We start from the raw sequence: 23,654 nt of genomic DNA, 5'->3' as shown, positions 1-23,654 counted from the left end.
GATAAATTGTACGTGCCCCAAATTTTATTGGGATTGTTAACGCGACCTTTTTTTATCACGCTTAATATTCGCATATTGCGGATAATGCCTCCTGTTCAATTACCTCTTTCCAAACAACTCGCATACGCCTGCGGCATGGCCGGCTGGAGCACCATGACCAATATTATCATTGTGATGCTACCCTACTTTTACCTGCCGCCCAATAACGCAGGTTTACTACCCTTAATTCCGCAGTTGCTGGTGTTCGGTATCTTTAATATCATGTCTATCATAACCGCATCGGGCAGGTTGATCGATGCCTTTTTTGATCCGTTCATAGCGTCCCTAAGTGATAAAAGCAACCATAAACGCGGCAGGCGCATCCCGTTCATGCAGTGGGCCATTTTGCCGGCCGTTGTATTTTGTGCGCTTACATTTTACCCCATTGTACGCGGCGAGAGTATCTATAATGCCTGGTGGCTCACCGCTACGCTTATTTTCTTTTTTATGGGGGCTACCGCTTACATCATTCCCTACAACGCGCTGCTACCCGAGTTGACCAACACCGGGCAGGAACGGGTAAAGCTATCCTCGTTGCAGCAGGTAGGCTTTGTACTGGGCATCATCCTATCGGCTATGGTGAACAACTTTGCCGACCTGGTTGAAAAGTATGCACATATCAGCGACCGCGACACCGCCGTGCAATATACCATTTGGGGCATGGCCATATTCTCGGGCATTATCATGCTGATCCCAATTTTTGCTATCGACGAGAAGAAATATTCTAACAGCAAACCATCGCATTTGCCTTTGCTGCCCGCTATCCGTAAAACATTTCAGAACCGGAATTTTAAGTACTATCTCATATCCGATTTTTCGTATTACATGGCACTCAGCATTATTTCCAGCGGATTGCTGTTCTTTATTACCGTACTGCTCCATCTGCCCGAATCTATGGGAGGCGCCTTAATGGGGCTGATGGTGCTGGTATCGCTGGTTTTTTATCCGCTGGTGAATTACCTTTCTAAAAAGGTGGGTAAGAAACCTATCGTATTATTCTCTTTCGGGCTGCTGAGTTTAATTTTTGTGGCGATATTCTTTTTAGGAAAGCTCCCCATCAGCCCCAAGGCACAGATCTATATATTGGTGTTAAGCGCTTCGTTCCCGCTGGCATCTTTAGGGATACTGCCAAATGCTATCCTTGCGGAAATAGCCCAGAATGACGCCAAGCGCACCGGTGAAAACCGCGAGGGGATGTTTTTTGCAGTAAAGTACCTGTTTGTAAAAATGGGGCAAACTTTGGGGATAGCGCTGTTTGCATTCCTTACCGTTTACGGCAAAGACCCCGGCAATGACTACGGCCTGCGCCTGAACGGCATTTGCGGCTGCGTGCTTTGTTTATTGGCTATCGTATTTTTTAGCCGTTTTAAAGAGCGGAAGGCGGACAGGGGTTAAATAATATGTCATTGCGAACGTAGTGTGGCAATCTAACAGGACAATCGGATATGCTAGGATTGCCGCGTCGCTGGCGCCCCTTGCAATGACACAGAAAAATTAATAACTTACATTATTGGGCCTGGAGTATACCAGGTGCATTACGTTGATGTTACGCATAGCAAAGGCAGCTTCGCAGTAGCATAGATAGTAGTTCCACTTGCGGATAAAGGTATTATCAAAGCCCAGGGTTTTTGCACTGCCTAAGTTGAGGTTAAACTGATCGTACCACAGTTTTAATGTTTTGGCATAGTCGATGCCCAGGTCTTTCAGATCGACCATAGTCATATCACCCGTGCGGTTAATAGAGCCATTGATTGCCGCCACCGATGGCAATAATGAGCCGGGGAAAATATGCTTCTGAATCCAGTCGACACCCTTACGCAGGCTGTCATAACGCGAATCCGGCGAGGTAATTACCTGTATCGCCAGGATGCCGCTTTTCTTGAGCAATTCGTGGCATTTTTTAAAATATACATCCAGGAATTTATGGCCTACGGCTTCAAGCATCTCTACCGAAACGATCTTGTCATACTGGCCTTCCAGCGTGCGGTAATCGCGCAGTTCGATACTTACTTTGTGGCTTAAGCCGGCAGCTTCTACCCGTTCAACAGCCATTTTGTGCTGCTCTTCAGATATGGTTAAGGATGTTACCTTGCAGCCATACGTCTTCGCCATGTAAATGGCGTTGCCACCCCAGCCGCTGCCAATCTCCAAGACATGGTCGGTAGGTTTTAGGTGCAGCTGGCGGCAAAGGCGGTCGTATTTAGCGATCTGTGCTTCTTCTAATGATAACCCATCGCGGTAAAAATATGCACTGGAATAGGTCATGGTCGGGTCCAGGAAACTGGCAAAGAAATCGTTGTTCAGATCGTAATGCTCCGATATATTTTTACGGGAACCGTCGAGTGTATTAGCTCTTCTTGATTGCGAGAATTTGTTTAAAAATTTAAACAGGTTTAGCGCCAGGGCTTGTGTTTTACCCCCCGACACGCTTGGCGCGTTATCGATATTAAGCAATACCCATTTAATAACGTTGGTAATATTATCAGTGTCCCAAAGTCCATCGGTATAAGCCTCACCAAAGCCGATATCGCCAAACAGCATTACACGTTTGTAAAAAGCTTCATCGTTGATGATAATGTTTGCAGTAATGTTACCCTCGCCTGTGCCTATGTTTACTACCTCGCCGCTTGGCAGGATAAGGTTCAGGAAACCTTTATCCATTTTGTATAGAAAACCAAGAACAATGTTTTGATAAAAGCCGATGCTCTTTTTAGATATGGTAAGCGTGTTAAACATAGTGCAAGTATCGCTGTTGGGGGTTATTTACAAGATGTACGAATTATAATTGGTAAAAAGTTTTTTCTAAGATATATAATTTGACTTATATGGCCTAAATACTTCCTTTTGGAGTTCGATATTTTCTTCCTTTTTGTGAAAGGGGATTTTTTTTAACCACAGCTTTAAGGCCTGCCAGTGAATCATCCCCATCACTTTAAGGGTAATTAAAGGGAAGCTTACAAAGTACAATAACAGGTTAGTATCCGTTAGCGGCTTGCGTACGCCGGTTAAGGTGCTCATAAAAAAGCGTTGCCCCTGCTTGTCATAATCGTCAATTTTTACGTGTAGCTTTTCGCCGGGAATTTGCAGGTCGAAATCAAAATTGGTGTCCATCTCAATAAACGGCGACACGTAAAAGTACTTCTCTGTATTGAGTTTAAAGCCGCCCTGCTGCTGTGTACCCGCTCCTAAAAAATAGGGCTTCATTTCGCGGAAAGTATTGCAAACCTCTACTACCGAACAAATTACCTCATCCTTTTCATTATAACAAAAGTAAAACGATACCGGGTTGAATTGATACCCTAATGTACTTAGGTTGGTGAGCACCATAATGCGGCCCAGCGGCTCAGTTACCCCTTGCTCTTGCAGGTAACGGCGCAGGTGTTCGCGGGTATTTTTGGTAGTATCCGGGTTTTCGCGGGGCAGCTGCAAATGGTCTTTATCCCGAAAGTTAAACAGATTGAATTTATTGCGGCTCATTAATTTCAACCGCTTATCCAGCGTATCTATCTCATCCAGGTCCAAGTAAAACATAAAAATGTCGTAATGAAACCGGTGAACTTTCGGTGCCAAACGGTGGTGCATAACCCTCGCCTTATATAAACAGGAATTGATAGCAGCGTTTGCCATAGTTGAATATACGGATTATTCTGCCTTTTGGATCAACCCCGGGTACACCGGCTTGCCCAGTAAATGCGAACATAGGTTTACCGCGCTGGCAAAGGCATCTTCGTGAAAACCGTATTTAAAATAACTGCCGCAGAAATATATCGGGCCGGTCTCATTTATTTTATGCAATTCGGCCTGTGCGTTTATGGCGGGCACATCAAATAATGGGTGTTCGTAATCTATCTCGCGAATGATCTTCTTCGGGTCGATATTATTATGCGGATTGATGGATACGAAGTAGTTGGTTTTCTCAGATACCCCCTGCAGCCTGTTCATCCAGTAGATAGTGCTCGGCATTAGCTTTCCGTTCTGCATCTGGATGCGATAGTTCCAGCTTGCCCAGGCCAGTTTGGCTTTGGGCATAATACTTTCATCGGTATGCAGGGTGGCTTTGTTGTATTGGTATTTAAAATTAGCCAACAGGCGCTGCTCATCCGCCGTAGGAGTTTCCAGCATGGACAGTGCCTGGTCGCCGTGGCTGGCGATGATCACCCGGTCAAACACTTCAGCAGTACCGTCAGCAGCGTGCACGGTAACTTTACCATCCGCATTACGTGATACCTTTACCGCCTTGCGGCCGGTATGGATCTTATCACGGAAAGGTTTGATCAAGATCTCGCGGTACGACTGGCTGCCATCTACCGGGGTGTACCATTGGTGCTGGGTATCCAGCCCTAAAAAGCCGTGGTTTTTAAAGAAGCGAACCAGCGTAACCGCCGGGAAATCCAACATCTCTTCCATCGGGGTGCTCCACACGGCCGAACTCATGGGCACCAGGTATTTCCAAAGCATATCCTCGCCAAAGCCCATTTCCTTCACATACTGGCCGATAGAATAATTGGCGTATTTAGGGTCGTCTAGGATCTTAACGCTCTCTTTATTAAAGCGACCAATCTGGTTAAGCATTTTCAGGTAGCTTAGGCTAAAGATGTTTTTGCGTTGCGCGAATAAATGATTTACGCTGCTGCCGCTGTATTCCAGTTTGGTGGGTACGTGCTGTACACTGAACGACATATCTGTTTTTTTGGTAGGCGCGCCTATCTCATCAAATAAACGACACAGGTTGGGATAGGTTTGGTGGTTAAAAACCATAAAACCGGTATCGATAAACACGGGCTTGCCATCCTCTTCTACAGTAACGGTATTGGTGTGGCCGCCAACGTAATTATTTTGCTCGTAAAAGGTAAGATCGGTAGTTGGGTTTAAAAAATGACCGCAACCCATACCGGCAATACCGGTTCCTATAATGGCTGTTTTTTGCATGTTATTTGGTTACGGTATTTATAAACCGCTCAACAACGTAAGTGGATAGCTGGCCACCGGGGCCGTTTAAATTATAATCGAACCCGTGGGTAGCCCATGGTAATTTTAACCAAAAGTGTTTAACGTTATTTTCTGTTAGTTTTTTATCCAGTTTCATACTATGAATGGGCGATACCAGCACATCGTTTTCGCCGTGGATCAGCAGGGTAGGCGGGCTCTGTTTGCTTACAAACTCAATGGGCGAACTGGCAATGAATTTTTGCGGCACATCTTCATATGACCCGCCTATATAATTACGCATCACTAACCGCGAATCCATAATCAGCGGATTAGATGGCAGCGAATACCCCCACACCATATCTGCCGGGCCGTAAAAATCAACCACACCCTTTAAGCCGGGTTCGGGTTTCCAGTAGGCCGACAGTAACGCGATCTGCGCGCCTGCTGAGCGGCCAACCAGTACAAAGTTATTTGTATCGATATGCAGCGAATCGGCATGGGCCTTCAGGTAGGCAAACACCTTATGAATATCCTCAACGGGTGCAGGCGTTTGATACTTGGGCGCCATACGGTAATTAATAGCGGCTACTTGATATCCCTGCGCGGCTAAATGGCTGTTTAACTCGGGCAATTGTTGGGTATCGCCGCCACTCCACGATCCGCCGTGTACCACAATGATGCAGGGCCTTTTACCATCTTTAAATGAATGATAAAAATCGAGCGTAAGCGGTTCGGCTTTATCTGTATTGTAAGTCAACGTTTGATAATCTGCCTCGGGCGGGCCGCTAAACATTTTTAAAAAGCTGAAAGGCGCCTGTGTACTATCGCCATTGATATTGGCGCTGCCCTGCCCAAAAACAGCAACAAAGTTTTGCTTCACCGTTGCGGCTACTATGTAAGCCCGTACAATGGGCGATAAATAAAATATGATGGCTAATACGCCAAATAAAGTAGTAGCCATTTGATATTTATGCAGCCAGATACCTGCAATTAGCAGTATAGCCGTAATAGCAGCAAACACCAAAGGGAACTCGGTTACGCCGATAGCCAGCAGCCACAGGTAATAGGCCGGTGCCTTAAAAACCGCAAGAAGCGAAATAAGGAATAGAAGGATAAGTAGTATTAACCTGATCATGCCCCAGTTTTGTGAAATAAGTAATGGCTTACTATCCATTCGTTACCGTTGTTGTAATTCCAAAGTTCGGCACAAGCTAAGTAAAATAACCGCCAGTAAACCCACCATTTTACAGCCTGGTCTTTACCGTAAGTTTGCTCAAACAATGGCATAATTTCGGTTTTGTGGGCATCCATGTTTTGTAGCCAGGCTTCTGATGTTTTGGCGTAATGCGTACCGCTCACATGCCAGTGATCCTCTACCACCAGGTGATCGTTAAAGTACGACATCAGGTCGTCGCTCGGCATGATACCACCGGTAAAAAAATATTTACTCATCCAGTCGGTTTCGTCAATCACCTCAAACAAATAGGCGTATTCTTTATGGGTAAATATGTGGATGAACAGTTTGCCATCATCCTTAAGGCACGAAGCTACCTTTTTCATCAGCAGCTGATAATTGCGCATGTGCTCAAACATCTCTACCGATACTACGCGGTCAAATTTCTCGTCGATGGTAAAGGTGTTCATATCGGCGGTAAGCACGGTAAGGTTAGTGATACCCCGCTCCTTTGCCTGTTCGTCAATATGGATCTTTTGGGTACGCGAGTTAGATACTACCTTAAACTCGCTGCCCGGGAATTTAGCCGCCATATAAAGCGACAACGAACCCCAACCGCAGCCCAGTTCTAACACTTGCTGCCCATTCTTTAAACCGGCACGTTCGCAGGTTAGGGCAAGCATATCGTTTTCTGACGTATCAATATCGGTAACGCCTTTCTTCCAGTAACCGCTGGAGTATTTTAAGTTTTTACCCAGGCAATACTGGTAAAACCGTGTAGGTACCTCATAATGTTGCTGGTTGGCATCTACCGTGTTTACCGCTATGGGCGATGCCTTCAGTTTGGCTATCAGATCCATCAGGTGTGCCTGCTGTGCCTCAACGCCGCCCTTGTTCTCATCTATCAGGCGTTGTTTTAATAATTTGCGGATGCCTTGCCTTAATAAAAAATCAGGGACATTGTCTTGCTCTACCAGTTTATCGTACCACATTGGGGGTATAGGTTGTGTTATTAATTGTTATATAGAGGTATACGTTTTAGTTAACAATACAGATTTTAAGAAGAGAAATTTTCAGGTAATTATCCCATTACAAACGCAACCTCCGCCCTTACTTAGTTTTAAACCACGGGATAAACACACTGGTATTTTCCTGGTATTTTTTATACGCCTCGGGTTTAGAGCGCAGGGATTGCTGCTCGGTAGTAGGGATGCCGGTTACCTTTAGCAGCAGGTACAAAATAATAGCCGGACTGATGACGGCTAAAATACCATAAGGAGATGCCAGCGCGAATACGAAGTAAGACACCCACATGAGCCATTCAAAAAAATAATTGGGGTGACGCGAGTAATGCCAAAGGCCGGTATCGCAAACCTTGCCTTTATTAGTCGGGTCCTTTTTAAAGTTACTCAGCTGCTTATCGGCGGTGGCCTCGCCTACCACACTGATCGCCCAAAGCACTACGGCGGCATGTTCCAATACCGAGATCTGCGGATCGGGGTTCATCACGCTGATGAAAAAAGGTATGGCCAGCAACACGTTTGATATGGCCTGCATCTGAAAAAAACCAAACATCTTCTGCTCGGCATTAGCCCCCCATTCCTTGCGGATGTGTGCGTAGCGGGGCTCTTCTTCATACAAATGTTTTAATACGCGCGTGGCCAGGTGGGTGCCTAAGCGCAAACCGCCTAAAATAGCCATGCCGCAAATCAAATACTTGCGGGTTTCAAAACCGGGTGCGAAAATTAAAAGGATGATAGCGATGACCGGGAAATTGTACGACCAGAAAATATCGACTACCCCGGCATTCTTGATCTTGTACGACCAGAGCCAAACCAGGGCCATAATAACGCAACAGGCAATTACACTGTAAACTATTAAGCTGAGTAGTGAATGATTATCCATTACGGGCGGTAAAAAATTCTTTCAGCCCCTCGTTAGGTTTCAGGCGGAATAATTGGATTAAAACAAATGCCGTACTTGCAATGCTGCCCAACACAATTAATAAGACGAGCCAGACGATTTTAGAGAAGATGCCTTTTTCTTTATAACATACCCAAAGGTATATAACCGATACGTTGGCGTAGAAATCCCACAAGGTTGCACGCATCCAGGGGATAGACCCCAGGTAATCCCACTCTTTAAATAAGTTACTTTGAATGCTGGTACTGATCACCACATAACAAACCCAAGCAAAAAGAATGCTGAAGATAACTTTTAAAGCGGTGATCATTTATAAGAATAATATTTTATTTAGCCTGTTTTATAAACGTAAGGGCGTCGTCGGCATGTTCTTTACCCTGCAGCATTGCCGCATGTGAATATACAACTTTACCGGTTTTGTCAACCACAAAGGTTTCGCGGCCGCTCATAAACATTTTCTTCTTTACACCAAACATGTTGTAAACCTTGTTATCGGGGTCACTCAATAAAGTGAAAGGCAATTTATAATGATCAACAAACGCTTTGTGGCTGGCTACGGTACCCGAGTTAATGCCGATAACCTTTGCACCTGCTTTTGTAAACTCGTTAAAACTATCGCGGAACGCGCAGGCCTCTTTAGTGCAAACCATGCTCTCATCCTTAGGATAAAAATAAATTACAAGGGTGCTTTTACCTACTTCATTAGCCATATTAAATGTTTTACCATTTTGGTCTGTTAACGAAAACAGAGGGGCTTTCTCGCCGGTTTCTACGTGCTTTTGTGCTTGTGCGGTAAGCGCGAATAAAAATGATATAGCTAATACTACCAGCAGATATTTGATCATGGTGAACTTCATATCATCTATGTACGGTGAATTGGGGGTCTGCGATTTTTCCATTGCAATATTTATTAAGGACAGGTATGTCGTTGTACGTAACATTGTATAGTTTTGTTATACCTGAAACCCGACATGAAAACATTAAAGCAAATAGTTAGCCAAGTGAAACATATAGCAGGCGGCCCGGTGTCAACACAGGTTACCGACCTACTGTGGAAACTTATTTGTTATTCGCCAAAAATGCCCCTAAGACTGCGCCAGGAGCAATTTTTAAATAAAGCCGAACAATTTAAGGTTACCGTTTGTGACAAATATTTTACGAATACTAACCTGACAATTAATGCTTTTAAATGGGGCAGCGGCCCAAATAAGATACTAATTACTCACGGTTGGGGTTCAAAAGCGGCAGATTTTACAGAAATGATCACCGCGTTGCTCGAAAATACCGGCAACCAGGTGATCGCTTTTGACGCGCCCGGCTGCGGCAGTTCGGAAGGTGACCTATCCAGTATCCTGCTGATCGCGGAGGCTGCGGAGGCGGTGATCCAAAAAATAGGCACGCCCGATGTAGTGATAGGCCATTCGGCAGGGGCAATGGCTAACGTGGTAACTTTAGCAAAACTATCTGCACTACCCAGGTTATTGATCAGCATAACACCCATGATACTTTTGCATGAAAATTTTTTGAGAACAATGGAAACTGCGGGCGTATCACCTGAAAACCAACAGGGATTTTTAAAGAGTTTTAGTGAAAAATACGGAAGGTGGCCGGCCAGCTTTAACCTGACAGACCTTTATCAATTCTCTGCCGGATTAAATCACTGGCTCGCTTATGACCCACATGACATGACCCTGCCCGACGAATATCTGCAAAAGTTCCTGGCCGTGCATCCGGAGATCCGTACCCGTAATTACGAAGATGCCGGGCATGCCGCGATTATTAAAAATTCAGCGTTAATTAACGATGTTGTTGCCGAAATAAGTACGATTTTAGCTGAGAATAGTTAAAAAATGGATCAACTGAATTACGAAGACCAACTGTTTGATAAAGAGAACTATGCCGATAACGTGGTACGCGGCAGGGAGTTTCAAAGCTGCACTTTCCGCAACTGCGATTTTGCCAACAGCACATTTACCGGCAACAAATTCCTGGACTGCTCCTTCGACGGCTGCAATTTATCGATGATGAAGCTGGACCAGTCTACCTTGAACGATGTTGCTTTTAAGAATTGCAAGGTACTGGGCGTAAATTTTAGCAAATGCACGGATTTTTTGTTCAGCGTTGGTTTTGATAACTGCACGTTAGATTATTCGTCATTTATGGGCAAAAAGATGGTGAAGACCAAATTTGCCAACTCAAAACTAAAGGAAGTAACCTTTGCCGACGCCGTTTTAACCGGATCGACCTTCAATGACTGCGACCTGGATAACGCCATATTTAACCGTACCGATCTGGGTGCAGTTAACTTTGCCCGCGCTTTTAACTTCTCGATAGACCCGGAACTGAACAATGTGAAAAAGGCGATATTCTCCTCGCAGGGATTGGAAGGCCTGCTAACCAGGCACCAGTTAAAAGTTGTGTAAAGCAGTCATTCGCTCGGGCCCACCCGAGTGATTTATGATTACGCCGACCTGTATTATCCTTACGCTTGTTTGGAAAATCTTATCTAATAGACAGGTATCACCGTCGGATTTGGATATAACTCCTTCACTTTGCCGGCCATGCGCTTCACAAACATATAATTTGCTGTACCTCCAATAACGGCGCCTACTACCGGCACCAGCCGCTCGGCCGTGCGCACCCCGAAAGCAAGTAATAGCTTTTCGGCAATGCCTTCCATCATGGTTTTGCTCATGGCAACACCGGCTTCCACTTTGAAGGATGTTGCGACTAATCCCATAAAATCATCAAAACCAATTTTATAAGTGCCCTTGTTGTAATACATAATAGCCATGGTAACCCTAAATTGCTGGCTTATCAGGTTCACAAAATCTACCGGCATACCCACCACCATCGTGATGATACCACCGCTCCCCGCAATAGCGCCGCTTCCTGCTGCCAAGTAAGCACATTGGTTGATGAATTTATCAAGCCCCATCGTGTCAACCCCCTTTTTAATGCTGAGTTGATCAATCCGGTTAAAGATCTGTTTAAAGCCATCGTGTGATAACTTTTCTGTATACTGTTTTATATCGGTACGTGTTTTTTTGAATGGAAAGTTCATTGATTATAATTTAAATAACTTATTGCTATTTACGTGCCAGTTTTAAGTCGGCAGTTTAGTAACCTATTTGCCTCCACACTATTACTTTTCCTTTTTGTAATTTTGCTCTCCAAATAACATTTTGCCCCTTGAAAAATAACATTCTTATTGTAGACGATATCCATCCCATATTTATAGAGCAGGCCGAAGCTTTAGGTTACACTTGCGACTATCAGCCCACCATAAAACCCGAAGAGGCTTATGAGATATTGGCAGGGTATGCGGGGTTGGTTGTCCGCTCCAAATTCCAGGTGGATAAACATGTGTTGGACTTGGCGATTAACCTTCGCTTTATTTGCCGTGCCGGCGCCGGTATGGATAATATTGACGAAAATTATGCCCGTGCGAAAGGTGTAACCTTAATAAACGCCCCGGAAGGTAATATGGATGCAGTGGGTGAGCATGCTGTGGGTTTGCTGCTTAACATGATGAATAATATTAACACCGCCGATGCCGAGATACGTAATGGCAAGTGGTTGCGCGAAGCTAACCGCGGGCACGAACTGAAAGGCAAAACGGTTGGTATTGTCGGTTATGGTCATATGGGTAAAAGTTTCGCCAAAAAGCTCTCGGGCTTAGGTGTGCTGGTAATAGCTTACGACAAATATAAAACCGGTTTTAGCGACCAATATGCCCGCGAGGTAAGTATGGAAGAAATAGTACGCACTAGCGACGTGGTGAGCTTTCACATACCTTTAACTAAAGAAACCAATGGGTTGGTTGACGACGAATACCTGTTCCACTTTCGCAGGCCCATATTTCTGTTAAATACATCGCGCGGTAAAGTTGTAAAAACACAAGCGGTATTAAACGCAATTAAGCAGGGCAAAATATTAGGTGCAGGGCTGGATGTTCTGGAGGTAGAAAAATTCCCCGCTATAGCAGATCAGGCTTGGTTTGATGAATTACGCCAAAATGGCAAAGTGATACTCAGCCCGCATGTTGCCGGATGGACGTTCGACAGCTATCGTAAAATTAGCGAGGTGATGGCGCAAAAGCTTTTGGTTTTAGAGATTGGTGAGTAGTTGAGCGGGAATCGATTTTTATAAGGTAAACCTAATTATCAAGGAAATCCGACCAACAAAATTTGGATATTAAAACTTAATTCACTTATCTTCGTTTTTATACTAAACAAGACTATGCAGGCCCAGCCCACGTAGTCTTGTTCGTTTTTAAGGCCATTACGCTCTTCTATGAAAAAAGTAGGGGGGCGGTTTTTTTTGGCGTCAATTTATTATTAATACTAATTATAATTGTGTTATGGCAGAGGTATCTTACTACACCAAAGAAGGTTTAGAAAAACTAAAAGAAGAATTACAGTATTTGAAAACGACTGTGCGGTCTGATATATCAAAACAAATTGCCGAAGCTCGCGACAAGGGCGACTTATCTGAAAACGCTGAGTATGACGCAGCTAAAGAAGCGCAGGGATTACATGAAGCCAGGATCTCTCAAATGTCAGAGGTATTGGCTAACGCACGTTTGTTAGATGAATCAAAATTAGATATGTCTAAAGTGCTGGCTTTATCTATCGTGAAGATCAAGAATGTTAAAAGCGGTGCAACCATGAGCTATCAGTTGGTATCAGAAAGTGAAGCTGATATGAAAACAGGCAAAATCTCGGTAACATCACCTATAGCTAAAGGGCTGTTAGGTAAATCTGTAGGTGAGATAGCCGAAATCACTGTTCCTGCAGGTAAAATCGAATTCGAGATAATGGAGATCTCAAGATAATGAGGAGTTAGTGAATTAGTGATTTAGCGAATTAAATCACTAATTCACCAAATCACTAATTCAAAATTAAAACCAATGAGCATCTTTTCAAAAATAATATCCGGCGAAATACCCTCCCATAAAGTTGCCGAAACTAACGAGTTCCTAGCCTTTTTAGATATCAGCCCGCTTGCCGAGGGACATGTGTTGGTTATCCCTAAAAAAGAAGTTGATTATATTTTTGACTTGGATGATATCACTTACAACGAACTGCAAATCTTTACCAAGATTGTTGCTATCGGTGTAAAAAAGGCCATTCCCTGCAAAAAGGTTGGTGTTGCAATTATTGGGCTGGAAGTGCCTCATGCACACATTCACCTCATACCGATTAACCGTGTGGATGATATGAATTTTGCCCGCCCAAAACTATCGCCAAGCCAGGAAGAACTGACCGCTACGGCAGAGAAAATCAGAGAAGCGCTAAAGGTTGTTACACATGACGAAACGCCCTAAGGCATACGCATCTTTACCTTTTTGTATTCCCTTTGTATTCCGTAAATTAGTGTTTCCTTGGGTTACGCATGATTCTTTTTTACATGTTGCCTCAAGCGCACAAAAACGTAAGATATTGACAATTGCGCCCCCTGTAAGTTCATATTTTTCAGCAATTTTGTGCATATCAATTTCAGGACTGAAACTAAATTGACCTGAAAATGAATTTAGCCAAAGACGGTAGCGTTCCTCTGCTGTAGGTATGCCAAAGCGTATCATAATATCAAACGAACCTGTAAATACTTTATCTGTGTTTGCGCACAGGTTCGAAGCCAAAATCACGGCCCCTTCATAACGTTGTATTTCTTTCAACAGAAAATCTATTTGTTGATCTGCTGTTATATTGTTCCCTTCTGTGCTGAGTGTACGCTTGCCAAAGAGGGAGTCCGCCTCATCAAATAATAAAATGCCATTTTTTGTTTGCGCGGCATCAAATATCAGCGATAGGTTTTTTTCTGTGTCGCCAATATATTTGGATACGACCATCGAAAGGTCGACAAGATAAACATCCCTGCCTGATGATTTACCAATTAATGTGGCCATGAGTGTTTTACCCGTGCCGGGAGGCCCTAAAAATAATGCGCGAAAAGATTGTTGTTCGATAAGCCGGGAAGCCTGCTCTGCAATCATGTGATTAAACACCACATCGGGCCAGTCCATAATGGTAGTTATTCGTTGAGCCTCAAAGCGATTGTCTGTTTGGTTCATAGTTTTTTTTCAGTTAATGGGGGTCTTCATATATCCATTATCTCTTTCTTCTTTTTACTGCGCAGGCGTTTGGGTAGAAAGTCTAGTATCTCATTTTTTAAAGCTTCTATCATCCTGCGTTTTAAAAAGTTACGGTGCATTACTATACTTACCTCGCGTGCAGGTTCAGGGCTTTTAAAATAGCGCACGCGGTCAAGCTGCTTGTCGCTCAGGTCGGCAAGGGCCAGCTCCGGTAAAATGGTAGCGCCGTTATTCGTGTCTACCATTCGTTTCAAAGTTTCTACGCTACCAGTATTGTATTCAAAATGTTGATATCCTTTGGTGGCTTTGCGTCGCTGACAAATGTTTAGGACCTGCTCGCGCATGCAATGGCCCTCATTTAAAACCCAAATTTCTTCCATATCTATATCATCGGGGGTAATATTTTTCTTTTTAAACAGCTTACTGTTCTTTGATGCGTAGGCGACAAAATTTTCATAAAATACAGGGATCTCGGTTAGGTTGCTTTCATGTAGCGGGGTAGATAGTATGCCGCAATCCAGCACACCCATTTTAAGCTGTTGGATGATAAGCTCAGTAGTTTGCTCCCATACTACCAACTTTACGGCGGGATACTTTTCTATGAAACCGTGCATTATCTTAGGCAAAATGTAGGGCGCAACGGTAGGAATAATGCCAACCCTTAATTCGCCTGAAAGGTCTTTTTGCCTGTCGCTGATGATCTCCTTTATTTTTTCGCTTTCGGCAAGTAAAACACGTGCCTGGGCAATGATTTCAATTCCTATTTCGGTAGGGGTAACCGGCTGCTTGCTGCGGTCAAAAAGCTTAACGCCCAGCGTATCTTCCAGCTTTTGGATCTGCATACTTAGCGTAGGCTGGGTAATAAAACATTTTTCGGCAGCGGCCACAAAACTGCGGTGCGTATCAACGGCTACAACGTATTCCAGCTGGGTAAGGGTCATATTGTATAGATATTATCTATGCAAATATAGTAATAATTGATTTTATCTATTAAAATATTTCGATGATGTTTGATTACTAAAAGAAAACCAAACATCATGGAACCTATAAAAAAGAAACTCACTGCCGCATCCGGTAAGCCATATGCCGAGCATTAAATTCGCAAACAGTTTGTCCTCGCAGTTTTAGCGATATGGTAAGCAAATCCGGGCTTTTTTGCGCAAGGTTTGCAACTCGATCTTTCAGAAACCATGAAATACATGCCGGCTTAATAAGTAGCCCACTTTAGTAAATAGTAAGGGCCGCTTCGTTTGAAGTGGCCCTTGACATTTACTATTTTTTCTTCTTTTTAGGCGATGCCTTGATACAGTTGGGCACTTGCCTGCCTTTCTTTTTCTTCATCCCGGCTATTTTATAACCTGCCCAGCAGGGGCCTCTTTTGCCTTTGGTTGCCATAATAATTTGTTTTAGTTTGGGAACTTAAAACAAGTATCGGTCCAAATTATTCAACCGTTACCGATTTTGCCAGATTACGGGGCTGGTCGACGTTACAGCCACGCATAACCGCAATATGGTAAGATAATAATTGTAAAGGTATAGTAGCGAGCAGCGGTACAAATGTTTCGCCGGTTAACGGTATCTCAATTACATAATCTGCCATCTCTTTCACATCAACATCGCCTTCAGATACAATGGCGATAATCTTACCGCCACGGGCCTTAACCTCCTGTATGTTACTAACCACTTTTTCATACGATGAGTTTTTAGTGGCTATAAATATAACAGGCATCTCGGCGTCTATCAAAGCTATCGGACCATGCTTCATCTCCGCAGCAGGGTAACCTTCGGCATGGATATAAGAGATCTCTTTTAATTTAAGAGCACCCTCTAATGCAACCGGGAACGAGCTGCCACGCCCCAGGAATAAACAGTTTGTTGAATCTTTAAATCGCTCTGCAATCACTTTAACCTGGTCATTACATTTAAGCGCCTGCTCAATTAATTCAGGTATTTCGTTTAATTCGGTTAGATACTCCACAAATTTGCTTTGGGTAATAGTGCCGCGCTGCTGCGCTATATAAAAGGCCATAAGTGTTAATACCGTAACCTGCCCGGTAAAGGCCTTGGTTGATGCAACGCCAATTTCCGGCCCCGAGTGGGTATAAACACCGGCATGGGTTAAACGCGGTATGGACGCGCCTACAACATTACAAATACCAAATATGGTAGCGCCGCGTTCTTTAGCCAACTCAATTGCGGCCATTGTATCAGCTGTTTCGCCCGATTGGGAAATGGCTATTACCAGGTCCTTAGAAGTGATGATAGGATTACGATACCTGAACTCAGAAGCGTACTCCACCTCAACTGGTATGCGGGCATATTCTTCTATCAAATATTCGCCAACCAAACCGGCGTGCCATGATGTACCACATGCTACAATAATGATCCTGTCGATATTCTTAAGCTTTTCTACATACTCTTTTATACCGCCTAATTGTACAATGCCCTTGGTTGGGTAGATACGGCCGCGCAGGCAATCTCTTACAGAACGCGGCTGCTCGTATATCTCTTTGAGCATAAAGTGATCGTAGCCGCCTTTTTCAAGCATTTCCAGCTTTAATTCAAGTTCCTGAATATATGGCTCCTGAATAGTATTATCGATATTTTTGATGAGGAGGTCGTCCCGCTTGATATAGGCTATCTCGTTATCGTTAAGGTATATTACGTTTTTAGTGTACTCAACAATAGGTGTTGCGTCTGATGCAATAAAATATTCGCCCTTGCCTACGCCTATAACCATCGGGCTGCCCTTGCGCGCTGCTATCAGTTCATCGGGATGATCGGCACTCATGATCACTATAGCGTAAGCACCTACCACCCGGTTAAGCGCAAGCCTAACTGCTTCGTGCAGGTTTTTGCCTGTAGCTAATTGGATGTCTTCAATAAAATGGATAAGTACTTCGGTATCAGTATCGCTTTTAAAGGTATGGCCTTTTGCCACCAAAGCTTCTTTTAACACCGCGTAGTTTTCTATTATACCATTGTGGATGATGGTAAGCTTCCTATCACCTGATGAGTGCGGGTGTGAGTTGCGGTCGCTGGGTACACCGTGCGTGGCCCAACGCGTATGGCCCATGCCTGCCGAGCCTGACAAGTTAATGTCTTTAACAAAATTCTCCAGGTCGCTTACCTTGCCGGCCTTTTTGTAAACCTTCAAGCCGTTATCTGCCAAGGCGACACCGGCACTATCGTATCCGCGATACTCCAAGCGATGTAAACCCTTAATAATTATTGGATAAGCATCCCGGTAACCTATATATCCTACTATTCCACACATAAATATTCATTTAAATAATGTGGACAAAAATAACAGTAAAAGCATAAAATCAGTGCTTATCAACTTAATAAACACGGATGTTAAAGATGGCTTACTTATTAATTTTTGTGTAAATGATATTCAGCTTTATGCGGCTTGGGTTGTTTTTACCAAAAGAAATTAACCGTTCGGTATATTGCGCGGTTGGAGCAATATCTATACCGCTGGTGGTGCTTGATACCGGATTGACAGGGGCAATATAAGTGCCGTTATCAGTTATTTTGCCGCTTATTAAATCTTGAATAAAACCGGTAACAGTAAAGTGATACTCTCCCGTAGCGGAGTTATAATAGCCACCAAATGTTTGCCCTGCGTTTTGCCCGCGGGCATCCGCGGTCGAAGCATCCGGTATCCGGATGCGCTGTTTAGCCAAATCAGACGTGTACATGGTTAATCTTTGCGACGGCCTGTAGGGAATTGTTGTACCCGGTGCAGGTTTTATGATCAGCTCGGCACGATTAATTACCACGTTACCCACATTTGAAAAAGTGTTCTTAACGTTAGGAAAGGTTATCTTGGCCCTCAAACCAGCTCCACCTTGTAAATAGAATAATCCGGTTGTTGACGTATTATTAAGTGCAGCCTGTACCTTAGCGCTATAAGTATGCTTAATTTGAACGGCATGGGTATTTATTATAACCGGCATGCTGGTCATGGCGGTGTCAATTACCCCTGCATTGTTAACTTTGTAGTAAACCGAAATACGTAGAGAATCTAAATTGAAAGGAATGTTCCCCCCCGGTCCCGTAGTTGCATTTTTATCAAAAGTTAAATAGAGCCCTTTTACAGCATTTTGAAAGGCCGTAGTTGACAGGCGGAAGGCAGCGGCTTCGTCGCCAAGCAAATAGGTGTTAACAAACGCCTGGCTAATAGGGATACGCAATTGCGGTGCTACTTTAATAAGCGTATCAGACCGGCCCTTTAAAATATTAAGTATCTTTATAGTGTCGTGCGTCCGGGCGGTAAATGTCTTAGTTCCTATAACGGCGGCATCATAAGCCCAGGCCTTATTGTTGTAGTAAGCCGTACCGTTTGTTATTGGCTCGTTTAAGCGATGCACATCCAGCTTAAATTTCGAGGTGAGTGAATCGCCGTAGAAGCCATTAGTATAAGGCAACACTAAAATCGATGAATCAATTGTAATGGTTCCTGTGGGCAGTGTGTAAGCAATACCACTTGGCAGGGTGATGCCCGCGGCGATGTTACCCTCCGTAATACCCAATTCCGGATCTTTAAAGTAAGAAAGCACTGTTCTGGACAAGGTGGAACTTAATGCCCCGGTTGCAATAGTGTCTTCCGGCAAGGTAGTTACCAGTATATTGCTGTCAACCATTAAAGTGCCATTCAGTTGGCTACCGGCATCAACGCCTAAACCAATAGAATCCTGGTTTTTACAGCTGCTCAAAATAAAAAGACTTATTAACAGGGTTAATAAGCCTAATTTGGAAAATTTCATATATAGTTTTAAAAAGCTTTATGCAACATGCACCAATTCATCATTGGTAATTTCGTCGTAAAAATTGTAATAATTTTCGAAATCTGAAGTGGAAACGTATTCTAATACCGATTTATTGCTGTTTTTAACATTATTTAACACATCTTCATTAATATTTGCACTGCCTAATACAATGCCATCACTGTACTGAATTGCACCCGCGTACATTGCAGTGTTAGTGCCTTCTTTGTAAGCTTCGGTATGTGCTTCGGTCATATCACCCATTACGGCTTTGCGCGCAAAATCAGCATCCATTTTCTCGGTAAACTCATTATCATAAATGGAGTAAACTACTTTTGAGTTTTTAAAGGTAGGATCGTCTTTGTAGGTGGTTTTTAAATATGCCGGCACCAATGCGCTCATCCAGCCATGGCAGTGAATAACATCTGGCGCCCAGCCTAATTTTTTTACGGTTTCTAATGCACCTTTGCAAAAGAAAATCATGCGTTCATCATTATCGGCATAAAATTTACCGTCTTTGTCATTAAACACATGCTTGCGTTGAAAATACTCTTCGTTATCTAAAAAGTAAACCTGCATACGTGCTGCCGGAATAGAAGCAACTTTGATGATCAGCGGATTATCATTATCATTAATAATAATATTCATCCCCGATAAACGGATAACTTCATGCAAACGGTTCCTGCGCTCATTGATGTTACCGAAACGTGGCATTAAAATGCGTATTTCAAAACCTTTTTCCTGCATTGCTTGCGGAAGCTGGCGTGTTATTTCGGCAATTTTTGTGAGTTCCAGAAAAGGAGACATTTCATGAGTTATGAACAAAAGCTTAGATTTACCCATCACTAATCAGAATTTTAAAATGTAAAGAAGTCAAAAAATTTGAGTGTGCAAATATAAGCATTATAATATGAACTGGCAACCACATGTGCAAGCCCGTTTGGTTATTTTTAATCAAATAACCACCTTTGCGCCGGTTTTTAAATATCATTTACATTGAAGATTTTTACCACCCGTACAGATTTACAGCAGTATTTAGCTTCGCTGAACAGCAAAACTATTGGCTTTGTGCCCACTATGGGCGCATTGCACAGTGGCCATCTATCACTCATTGCGCAGGCAAAGCAGAATAATGATCTGGTGGTTTGCAGCATTTTCGTAAACCCAACCCAGTTTAACGATCCGAAAGATCTGGAGCGTTACCCCCGCCCTATCGAGGCCGATATAGACAAACTTACCACAGCCACATGCGATGTTTTGTTTAACCCGCCCGTAACCGAGGTTTATGATGACAATGAGCAATGGCATTTAAATATTGGCCAGCTGGAGTTTTTGCTGGAGGGCGAGTTTCGACCGGGGCATTACCAGGGGGTAACTCAGGTGGTATACAAGCTGCTCACTATTGTTAAACCAACTACGCTTTACCTTGGCCAAAAGGATTACCAGCAGTTTATGGTAGTAAGCCGCATGGTTGATCTGTTAAACCTCCCGGTGAAAATGGTGATGAGCCCTATTGAGCGCGAGCCGGAAGGCCTGGCCATGAGCTCGAGAAATATCCATTTATCTGCCGACGACAGATTGCACGCCCTGGTGCTTTCCCGCACATTGAACTGGGCAAAGGAAAATTTTGGAAGCAAAGCGATATTCGAACTGGAACAGGAGGCAATGGAACGTTTGCAAACAGAGCCTAGTGTAACACCCGAATACTTTGAACTGGCCGATGGAAAAACGCTTTTGCCGGCTAATGAAAATTCGCAAACCATTGTGGCGCTCACCGCTGCCAAAGTGGGCAAAACCCGGTTGATAGACAACATGATTATTAAATAACCGGCATCGTCTTCATAATGTCTGATATATTTTACGGACCATGGACTATTGACCATTGTCTGCGGACTAAATAATTCCCTACCTTTGCGTTATGATTATTGAGGTATTAAAATCAAAGCTTCACCGTGTTAAGGTAACACAGGCCGAATTAAACTACGTTGGCAGTATTACCATAGATGAAGACCTGATAGACGCGGCTAACATCATACCAAATGAAAAGGTGCAGATTGTAAACAATAACAATGGCGCCCGTTTTGAAACCTACGTAATAAGGGGCGAACGTGGCAGCGGCACGATATGCCTTAACGGCGCAACGGCAAGGCTTGCCCAGGTTGGCGATATTGTGATCATCATGTCGTACGCCTACATGGAAGCCGAAGAGGCCCGGGGTTACGAACCTATCCTGATCTTCCCGGATGCTAATAATAAGCTGATCAAATAAATTAACCGTTTATCGTATGAAATTGCTTTTTACCACTGCCCTTTTAGTTAGCAGCCTGCTTTGCTGTGCACAAAAACAAAATGTTTATTTATTAAAGAATAACGGCGAAATGGTTAACACGAAAGACAGCGCCGATTTTTTGCGCATAGTGCGCGAACCAGAAGAAGGCGAAGGTTTGTATGACGTGCTGGATTATTACCTTGATGGCAAGCAGAAACTAATTGGTAAATCCAGCCGGGTAGAGCCGGTTAAATTTGAGGGAACATGCCTAACATTCTTTAAAAATGGGAAACGTAAATCAATAACTAATTATCATTCCGGGAGGCTGATAAATGAACTTTTTGAATATTTCCCCAATGGCAAAGTACATGTGGTGAAAAAGTACCCTGCAGTAGTGAAATTTGGGAATGACGTTGATACTACTTCGCTTATTACAGAAGCTTACGACTCGTTAGGGGTAGCAAAAGTTGTTGAAGGTAAAGGTTACTATACGGGTTATAATGACGATTTTACGGAGGCAACAGAGGAAGGTCCTGTTGAAAACGGCAAAAGGACCGGCGACTGGAAAGGCGCTGACAAAAAGGACACCGTTACGTTTACAGAAAAATATGTTAATGGTGTGTTGATAACGGGCGTTGCTGTAAAAAACGGCAAAACGCTCAACTATACTAATGCCCGTGTCACAAGGGCTGCATTCGCTAAGGGAGATGCCGGGTTTGGGATGTTTCTCGCCAGGGCTATACGGTATCCGGCTGCCGCAAGAGAAAGGAATATTCAGGGAACGGTAATTTTGAAGTTTACAGTTAATAAAGATGGCTCCTTATCTAATATTAGAGTGATAAATTCAGTAGAAAAATCTTTAGATAACGAGGCTGCCAGGGCAATGGGTACTTCAGCAAAATGGGCTCCGGCTACAAAATATGGCATTCCGGTTAACATTGAATATACTGTGCCTATCCAGTTTGCGTTAGCAACTTATGGCAGGTAGTGAACAGCCATTTGGCCTTAGTGGGTTTGTGCTCCTATTATTTACGCTATGGATCTGATTAATCTCTTTAATACGCTCAATGCTATTCAGATCCTTCCGGCTGATTTACAGTTAAAGTTTCAGTCTATAGTTATCGAGGAAGCGGTCCCCAAAAAAGCACTGCTTTTAAAAGCCGGGATGGTATCACACCGGATCTATTTTATTAAGGCGGGTTTTGTACGGGCTTTTTATTACAAAGACGGCAACCCTTACACCAGTTGGTTTATGGGTAGCGGGGAGATCATTATATCTGTTTACAGTTTCTTCTCGCGCAAACCATCTTTTGAAAATATTGAAGTTTTAGAAGATTGCGTGTTGCAATCTATCAGTTGGGATCAGTTGCAGCAATTGTACCTTGCATTCCCCGCATTCAACATTACCGGGCGTTTAATTACCGAACTGTATTACATCCGCAGCGAAGAGCGCGCAATAGATCTGCAAACACTTACTGCTTCACAGCGCTATGCAAAACTATTGGCGCAATACCCAAATATTTCGCAGGTTGCCTCTTTAGGGCAAATAGCCACTTACTTGGGCGTTAAACAGGAAACCTTAAGCCGCATCAGGGCTAAATGATTATTTGACTAAAGTCAAAAGAATCCTTTCTTTTTCGGAACAACTTTACGGAAACAAAAACACAACGTTATGCTTACCGTAATTTTAATTTGCTTCGCCATTTGTTTCGTCATCGAAAAAATTGCACCAGGCTGGAAACTGCCGCAGGTCCCTACCTGGACTATCCGGGTGTTAGGGATAAACTTCATTCAATTAGCTGTAGTAACCATTGCCGGCCTAAGCTGGGAAAAATGGTTGTCGTCAGTATCCGTATTCCATTTGTCGCTTTACGTACCCGCCTGGGCCGGGGGGATCATGGCTTACGTTATAGCGACCTTTATATTTTATTGGTGGCACCGATGGCGCCACGAAAGCGACTTTTTATGGACGCGTTTCCATCAGATCCATCACAGCGCGCAGCGTATAGAGGTGATCACATCATTTTATAAACACCCGTTGGAGATGACGGTTAATTCCATCATCGGCAGCCTGCTGGTGTTCACCCTCTTAGGCTTAAGTGTGGAAGCCGGCGCGGTTTATACCTTATGCACCGCTTTGGGTGAATTCTTTTATCACACTAACATCAAAACCCCCAAGTGGGTAGGTTATATTTTTCAGCGGCCCGAGATGCACCGCATCCATCACGAATATAATAAACACACCAGTAACTACGGCGATATTGTTTGGTGGGATATGCTTTTTGGCACCTACAGCAATCCCAGGGAGTTTACAACCTCTTGCGGATTTGATACTGAAAAGGAATTACGACTGGCCGATATGCTTAAGTTTAAAGATGTACACAAAAGCTAATATTATGTTTTTACAAAAATAATGCAGAATACCTTGTAATTACTATCTTTGCACCCCGA

General features: G+C 43.6%; 26 protein-coding genes. 11 read left to right on the top strand and 15 right to left on the bottom strand.

Annotated elements, in window-relative coordinates; all coding sequences use genetic code 11:
• The first annotated feature begins 84 nt into the window (after positions 1–84).
• On the top strand, positions 85–1,434 hold the full coding sequence (locus tag IDJ76_RS11755; protein ID WP_191163510.1) for an MFS transporter: 1,350 nt from the start codon (positions 85–87) through the stop codon (positions 1,432–1,434).
• A gap of 99 nt (positions 1,435–1,533) precedes the next feature.
• On the opposite strand, the gene IDJ76_RS11750 is transcribed toward IDJ76_RS11755, so the two are convergent.
• The 8 genes from IDJ76_RS11750 to IDJ76_RS11715 form a co-directional block, all read right to left on the bottom strand.
• Positions 1,534–2,775, bottom strand: a complete 1,242-nt coding sequence (locus IDJ76_RS11750; protein WP_191163509.1) for an SAM-dependent methyltransferase — start codon at positions 2,773–2,775, stop codon at positions 1,534–1,536.
• 66 nt (positions 2,776–2,841) lie between these two features.
• Positions 2,842–3,666 (bottom strand): DUF1365 domain-containing protein, encoded by an 825-nt coding sequence (locus IDJ76_RS11745; protein ID WP_191163508.1) that lies wholly within the window; start codon positions 3,664–3,666, stop codon positions 2,842–2,844.
• Between the two features lie 15 nt (positions 3,667–3,681).
• Positions 3,682–4,968, bottom strand: a complete 1,287-nt coding sequence (locus IDJ76_RS11740; protein ID WP_191163507.1) for an NAD(P)/FAD-dependent oxidoreductase — start codon at positions 4,966–4,968, stop codon at positions 3,682–3,684.
• A 1-nt stretch (position 4,969) separates the two neighbouring features.
• Positions 4,970–6,142, bottom strand: a complete 1,173-nt coding sequence (locus IDJ76_RS11735) for an alpha/beta hydrolase (protein WP_224746291.1) — start codon at positions 6,140–6,142, stop codon at positions 4,970–4,972.
• Positions 6,100–7,134 (bottom strand): SAM-dependent methyltransferase, encoded by a 1,035-nt coding sequence (locus IDJ76_RS11730; protein WP_191163506.1) that lies wholly within the window; start codon positions 7,132–7,134, stop codon positions 6,100–6,102. Before IDJ76_RS11730 ends, IDJ76_RS11735 begins: the two co-directional genes overlap by 43 nt.
• A gap of 118 nt (positions 7,135–7,252) precedes the next feature.
• Positions 7,253–8,047 carry a DUF1295 domain-containing protein gene (locus tag IDJ76_RS11725; protein ID WP_191163505.1) on the bottom strand — a complete coding sequence of 265 codons (795 nt, stop codon included), beginning with the start codon at positions 8,045–8,047 and terminating at the stop codon, positions 7,253–7,255.
• Entirely contained in the window at positions 8,040–8,375 is a 336-nt protein-coding gene (locus tag IDJ76_RS11720) for a DUF1475 family protein (protein ID WP_191163504.1), read from the bottom strand. The genes IDJ76_RS11725 and IDJ76_RS11720 overlap by 8 nt, the downstream gene beginning before the upstream one ends.
• 16 nt (positions 8,376–8,391) lie before the next feature.
• Positions 8,392–8,964: a peroxiredoxin gene (locus tag IDJ76_RS11715; protein WP_224746290.1), complete on the bottom strand. Its 573-nt coding sequence runs from the start codon at positions 8,962–8,964 to the stop codon at positions 8,392–8,394.
• 72 nt (positions 8,965–9,036) lie between these two features.
• On the opposite strand from IDJ76_RS11715, the gene IDJ76_RS11710 reads away from it, so the two are divergent.
• On the top strand, positions 9,037–9,912 hold the full coding sequence (locus tag IDJ76_RS11710; protein ID WP_191163503.1) for an alpha/beta fold hydrolase: 876 nt from the start codon (positions 9,037–9,039) through the stop codon (positions 9,910–9,912).
• 3 nt (positions 9,913–9,915) lie between these two features.
• A complete protein-coding gene (locus IDJ76_RS11705) occupies positions 9,916–10,488 on the top strand; it encodes a pentapeptide repeat-containing protein (protein WP_191163502.1) in 573 nt (190 codons plus the stop codon).
• Positions 10,489–10,571: 83 nt separating this feature from the next.
• Here IDJ76_RS11705 and IDJ76_RS11700 read toward each other — a convergent pair whose 3' ends face one another.
• Positions 10,572–11,129: a hypothetical protein gene (locus IDJ76_RS11700; RefSeq protein WP_191163501.1), complete on the bottom strand. Its 558-nt coding sequence runs from the start codon at positions 11,127–11,129 to the stop codon at positions 10,572–10,574.
• A 128-nt stretch (positions 11,130–11,257) separates the two neighbouring features.
• Between IDJ76_RS11700 and IDJ76_RS11695 the strand changes: the two genes are divergently transcribed.
• The 3 genes from IDJ76_RS11695 to IDJ76_RS11685 all read left to right on the top strand — a co-directional run bounded on the left by IDJ76_RS11695 (position 11,258) and on the right by IDJ76_RS11685 (position 13,394).
• Positions 11,258–12,193 carry an NAD(P)-dependent oxidoreductase gene (locus IDJ76_RS11695; RefSeq protein WP_191163500.1) on the top strand — a complete coding sequence of 312 codons (936 nt, stop codon included), beginning with the start codon at positions 11,258–11,260 and terminating at the stop codon, positions 12,191–12,193.
• 235 nt (positions 12,194–12,428) lie between these two features.
• Complete coding sequence (gene greA / locus IDJ76_RS11690) at positions 12,429–12,902, top strand: transcription elongation factor GreA (protein ID WP_191163499.1); 474 nt, start codon at positions 12,429–12,431, stop codon at positions 12,900–12,902.
• A gap of 75 nt (positions 12,903–12,977) precedes the next feature.
• On the top strand, positions 12,978–13,394 hold the full coding sequence (locus tag IDJ76_RS11685) for an HIT family protein (protein WP_191163498.1): 417 nt from the start codon (positions 12,978–12,980) through the stop codon (positions 13,392–13,394).
• Here IDJ76_RS11685 and IDJ76_RS11680 read toward each other — a convergent pair.
• The 6 genes from IDJ76_RS11680 to IDJ76_RS11660 all read right to left on the bottom strand — a co-directional run bounded on the left by IDJ76_RS11680 (position 13,362) and on the right by IDJ76_RS11660 (position 19,777).
• Positions 13,362–14,141 carry an ATP-binding protein gene (locus tag IDJ76_RS11680; protein ID WP_191163497.1) on the bottom strand — a complete coding sequence of 260 codons (780 nt, stop codon included), beginning with the start codon at positions 14,139–14,141 and terminating at the stop codon, positions 13,362–13,364. The genes IDJ76_RS11685 and IDJ76_RS11680 overlap by 33 nt on opposite strands.
• A gap of 26 nt (positions 14,142–14,167) precedes the next feature.
• Positions 14,168–15,103, bottom strand: coding sequence for a hydrogen peroxide-inducible genes activator (locus tag IDJ76_RS11675; protein WP_191163496.1), 936 nt, complete (start codon positions 15,101–15,103; stop codon positions 14,168–14,170).
• A 331-nt stretch (positions 15,104–15,434) separates the two neighbouring features.
• A complete protein-coding gene (locus IDJ76_RS20985) occupies positions 15,435–15,557 on the bottom strand; it encodes a hypothetical protein (RefSeq protein ID WP_262892220.1) in 123 nt (40 codons plus the stop codon).
• Between the two features lie 46 nt (positions 15,558–15,603).
• Positions 15,604–17,439: a glutamine--fructose-6-phosphate transaminase (isomerizing) gene (glmS, locus tag IDJ76_RS11670; protein WP_191163495.1), complete on the bottom strand. Its 1,836-nt coding sequence runs from the start codon at positions 17,437–17,439 to the stop codon at positions 15,604–15,606.
• Between the two features lie 91 nt (positions 17,440–17,530).
• On the bottom strand, positions 17,531–18,934 hold the full coding sequence (locus IDJ76_RS11665; protein ID WP_191163494.1) for a DUF4270 family protein: 1,404 nt from the start codon (positions 18,932–18,934) through the stop codon (positions 17,531–17,533).
• 18 nt (positions 18,935–18,952) lie between these two features.
• The gene (locus tag IDJ76_RS11660) at positions 18,953–19,777 is read right to left on the bottom strand and encodes a glycogen/starch synthase (protein ID WP_191163493.1); all 825 of its coding nucleotides are present in this window, start codon (positions 19,775–19,777) and stop codon (positions 18,953–18,955) included.
• A 153-nt stretch (positions 19,778–19,930) separates the two neighbouring features.
• Here IDJ76_RS11660 and panC point away from each other — a divergent pair, with 153 nt between their 5' ends.
• The 5 genes from panC to IDJ76_RS11635 all read left to right on the top strand — a co-directional run bounded on the left by panC (position 19,931) and on the right by IDJ76_RS11635 (position 23,595).
• On the top strand, positions 19,931–20,761 hold the full coding sequence (gene panC, locus IDJ76_RS11655; RefSeq protein ID WP_191163492.1) for a pantoate--beta-alanine ligase: 831 nt from the start codon (positions 19,931–19,933) through the stop codon (positions 20,759–20,761).
• 91 nt (positions 20,762–20,852) lie between these two features.
• Positions 20,853–21,203, top strand: coding sequence for an aspartate 1-decarboxylase (gene panD, locus IDJ76_RS11650; protein ID WP_191163491.1), 351 nt, complete (start codon positions 20,853–20,855; stop codon positions 21,201–21,203).
• A gap of 16 nt (positions 21,204–21,219) precedes the next feature.
• Positions 21,220–22,191 (top strand): energy transducer TonB, encoded by a 972-nt coding sequence (locus IDJ76_RS11645; RefSeq protein ID WP_191163490.1) that lies wholly within the window; start codon positions 21,220–21,222, stop codon positions 22,189–22,191.
• Between the two features lie 48 nt (positions 22,192–22,239).
• Positions 22,240–22,806 carry a Crp/Fnr family transcriptional regulator gene (locus IDJ76_RS11640; protein ID WP_191163489.1) on the top strand — a complete coding sequence of 189 codons (567 nt, stop codon included), beginning with the start codon at positions 22,240–22,242 and terminating at the stop codon, positions 22,804–22,806.
• 69 nt (positions 22,807–22,875) lie between these two features.
• Complete coding sequence (locus IDJ76_RS11635; RefSeq protein ID WP_191163488.1) at positions 22,876–23,595, top strand: sterol desaturase family protein; 720 nt, start codon at positions 22,876–22,878, stop codon at positions 23,593–23,595.
• The last annotated feature ends 59 nt before the right edge of the window (positions 23,596–23,654 follow it).

Origin of the sequence: Mucilaginibacter glaciei, assembly GCF_014773245.1 — a bacterium.
Taxonomy (GTDB): domain Bacteria; phylum Bacteroidota; class Bacteroidia; order Sphingobacteriales; family Sphingobacteriaceae; genus Mucilaginibacter; species Mucilaginibacter glaciei.
Note: the sequence above shows the minus strand (reverse complement) of the source record. Positions and strands in the feature narration are given on the sequence as shown.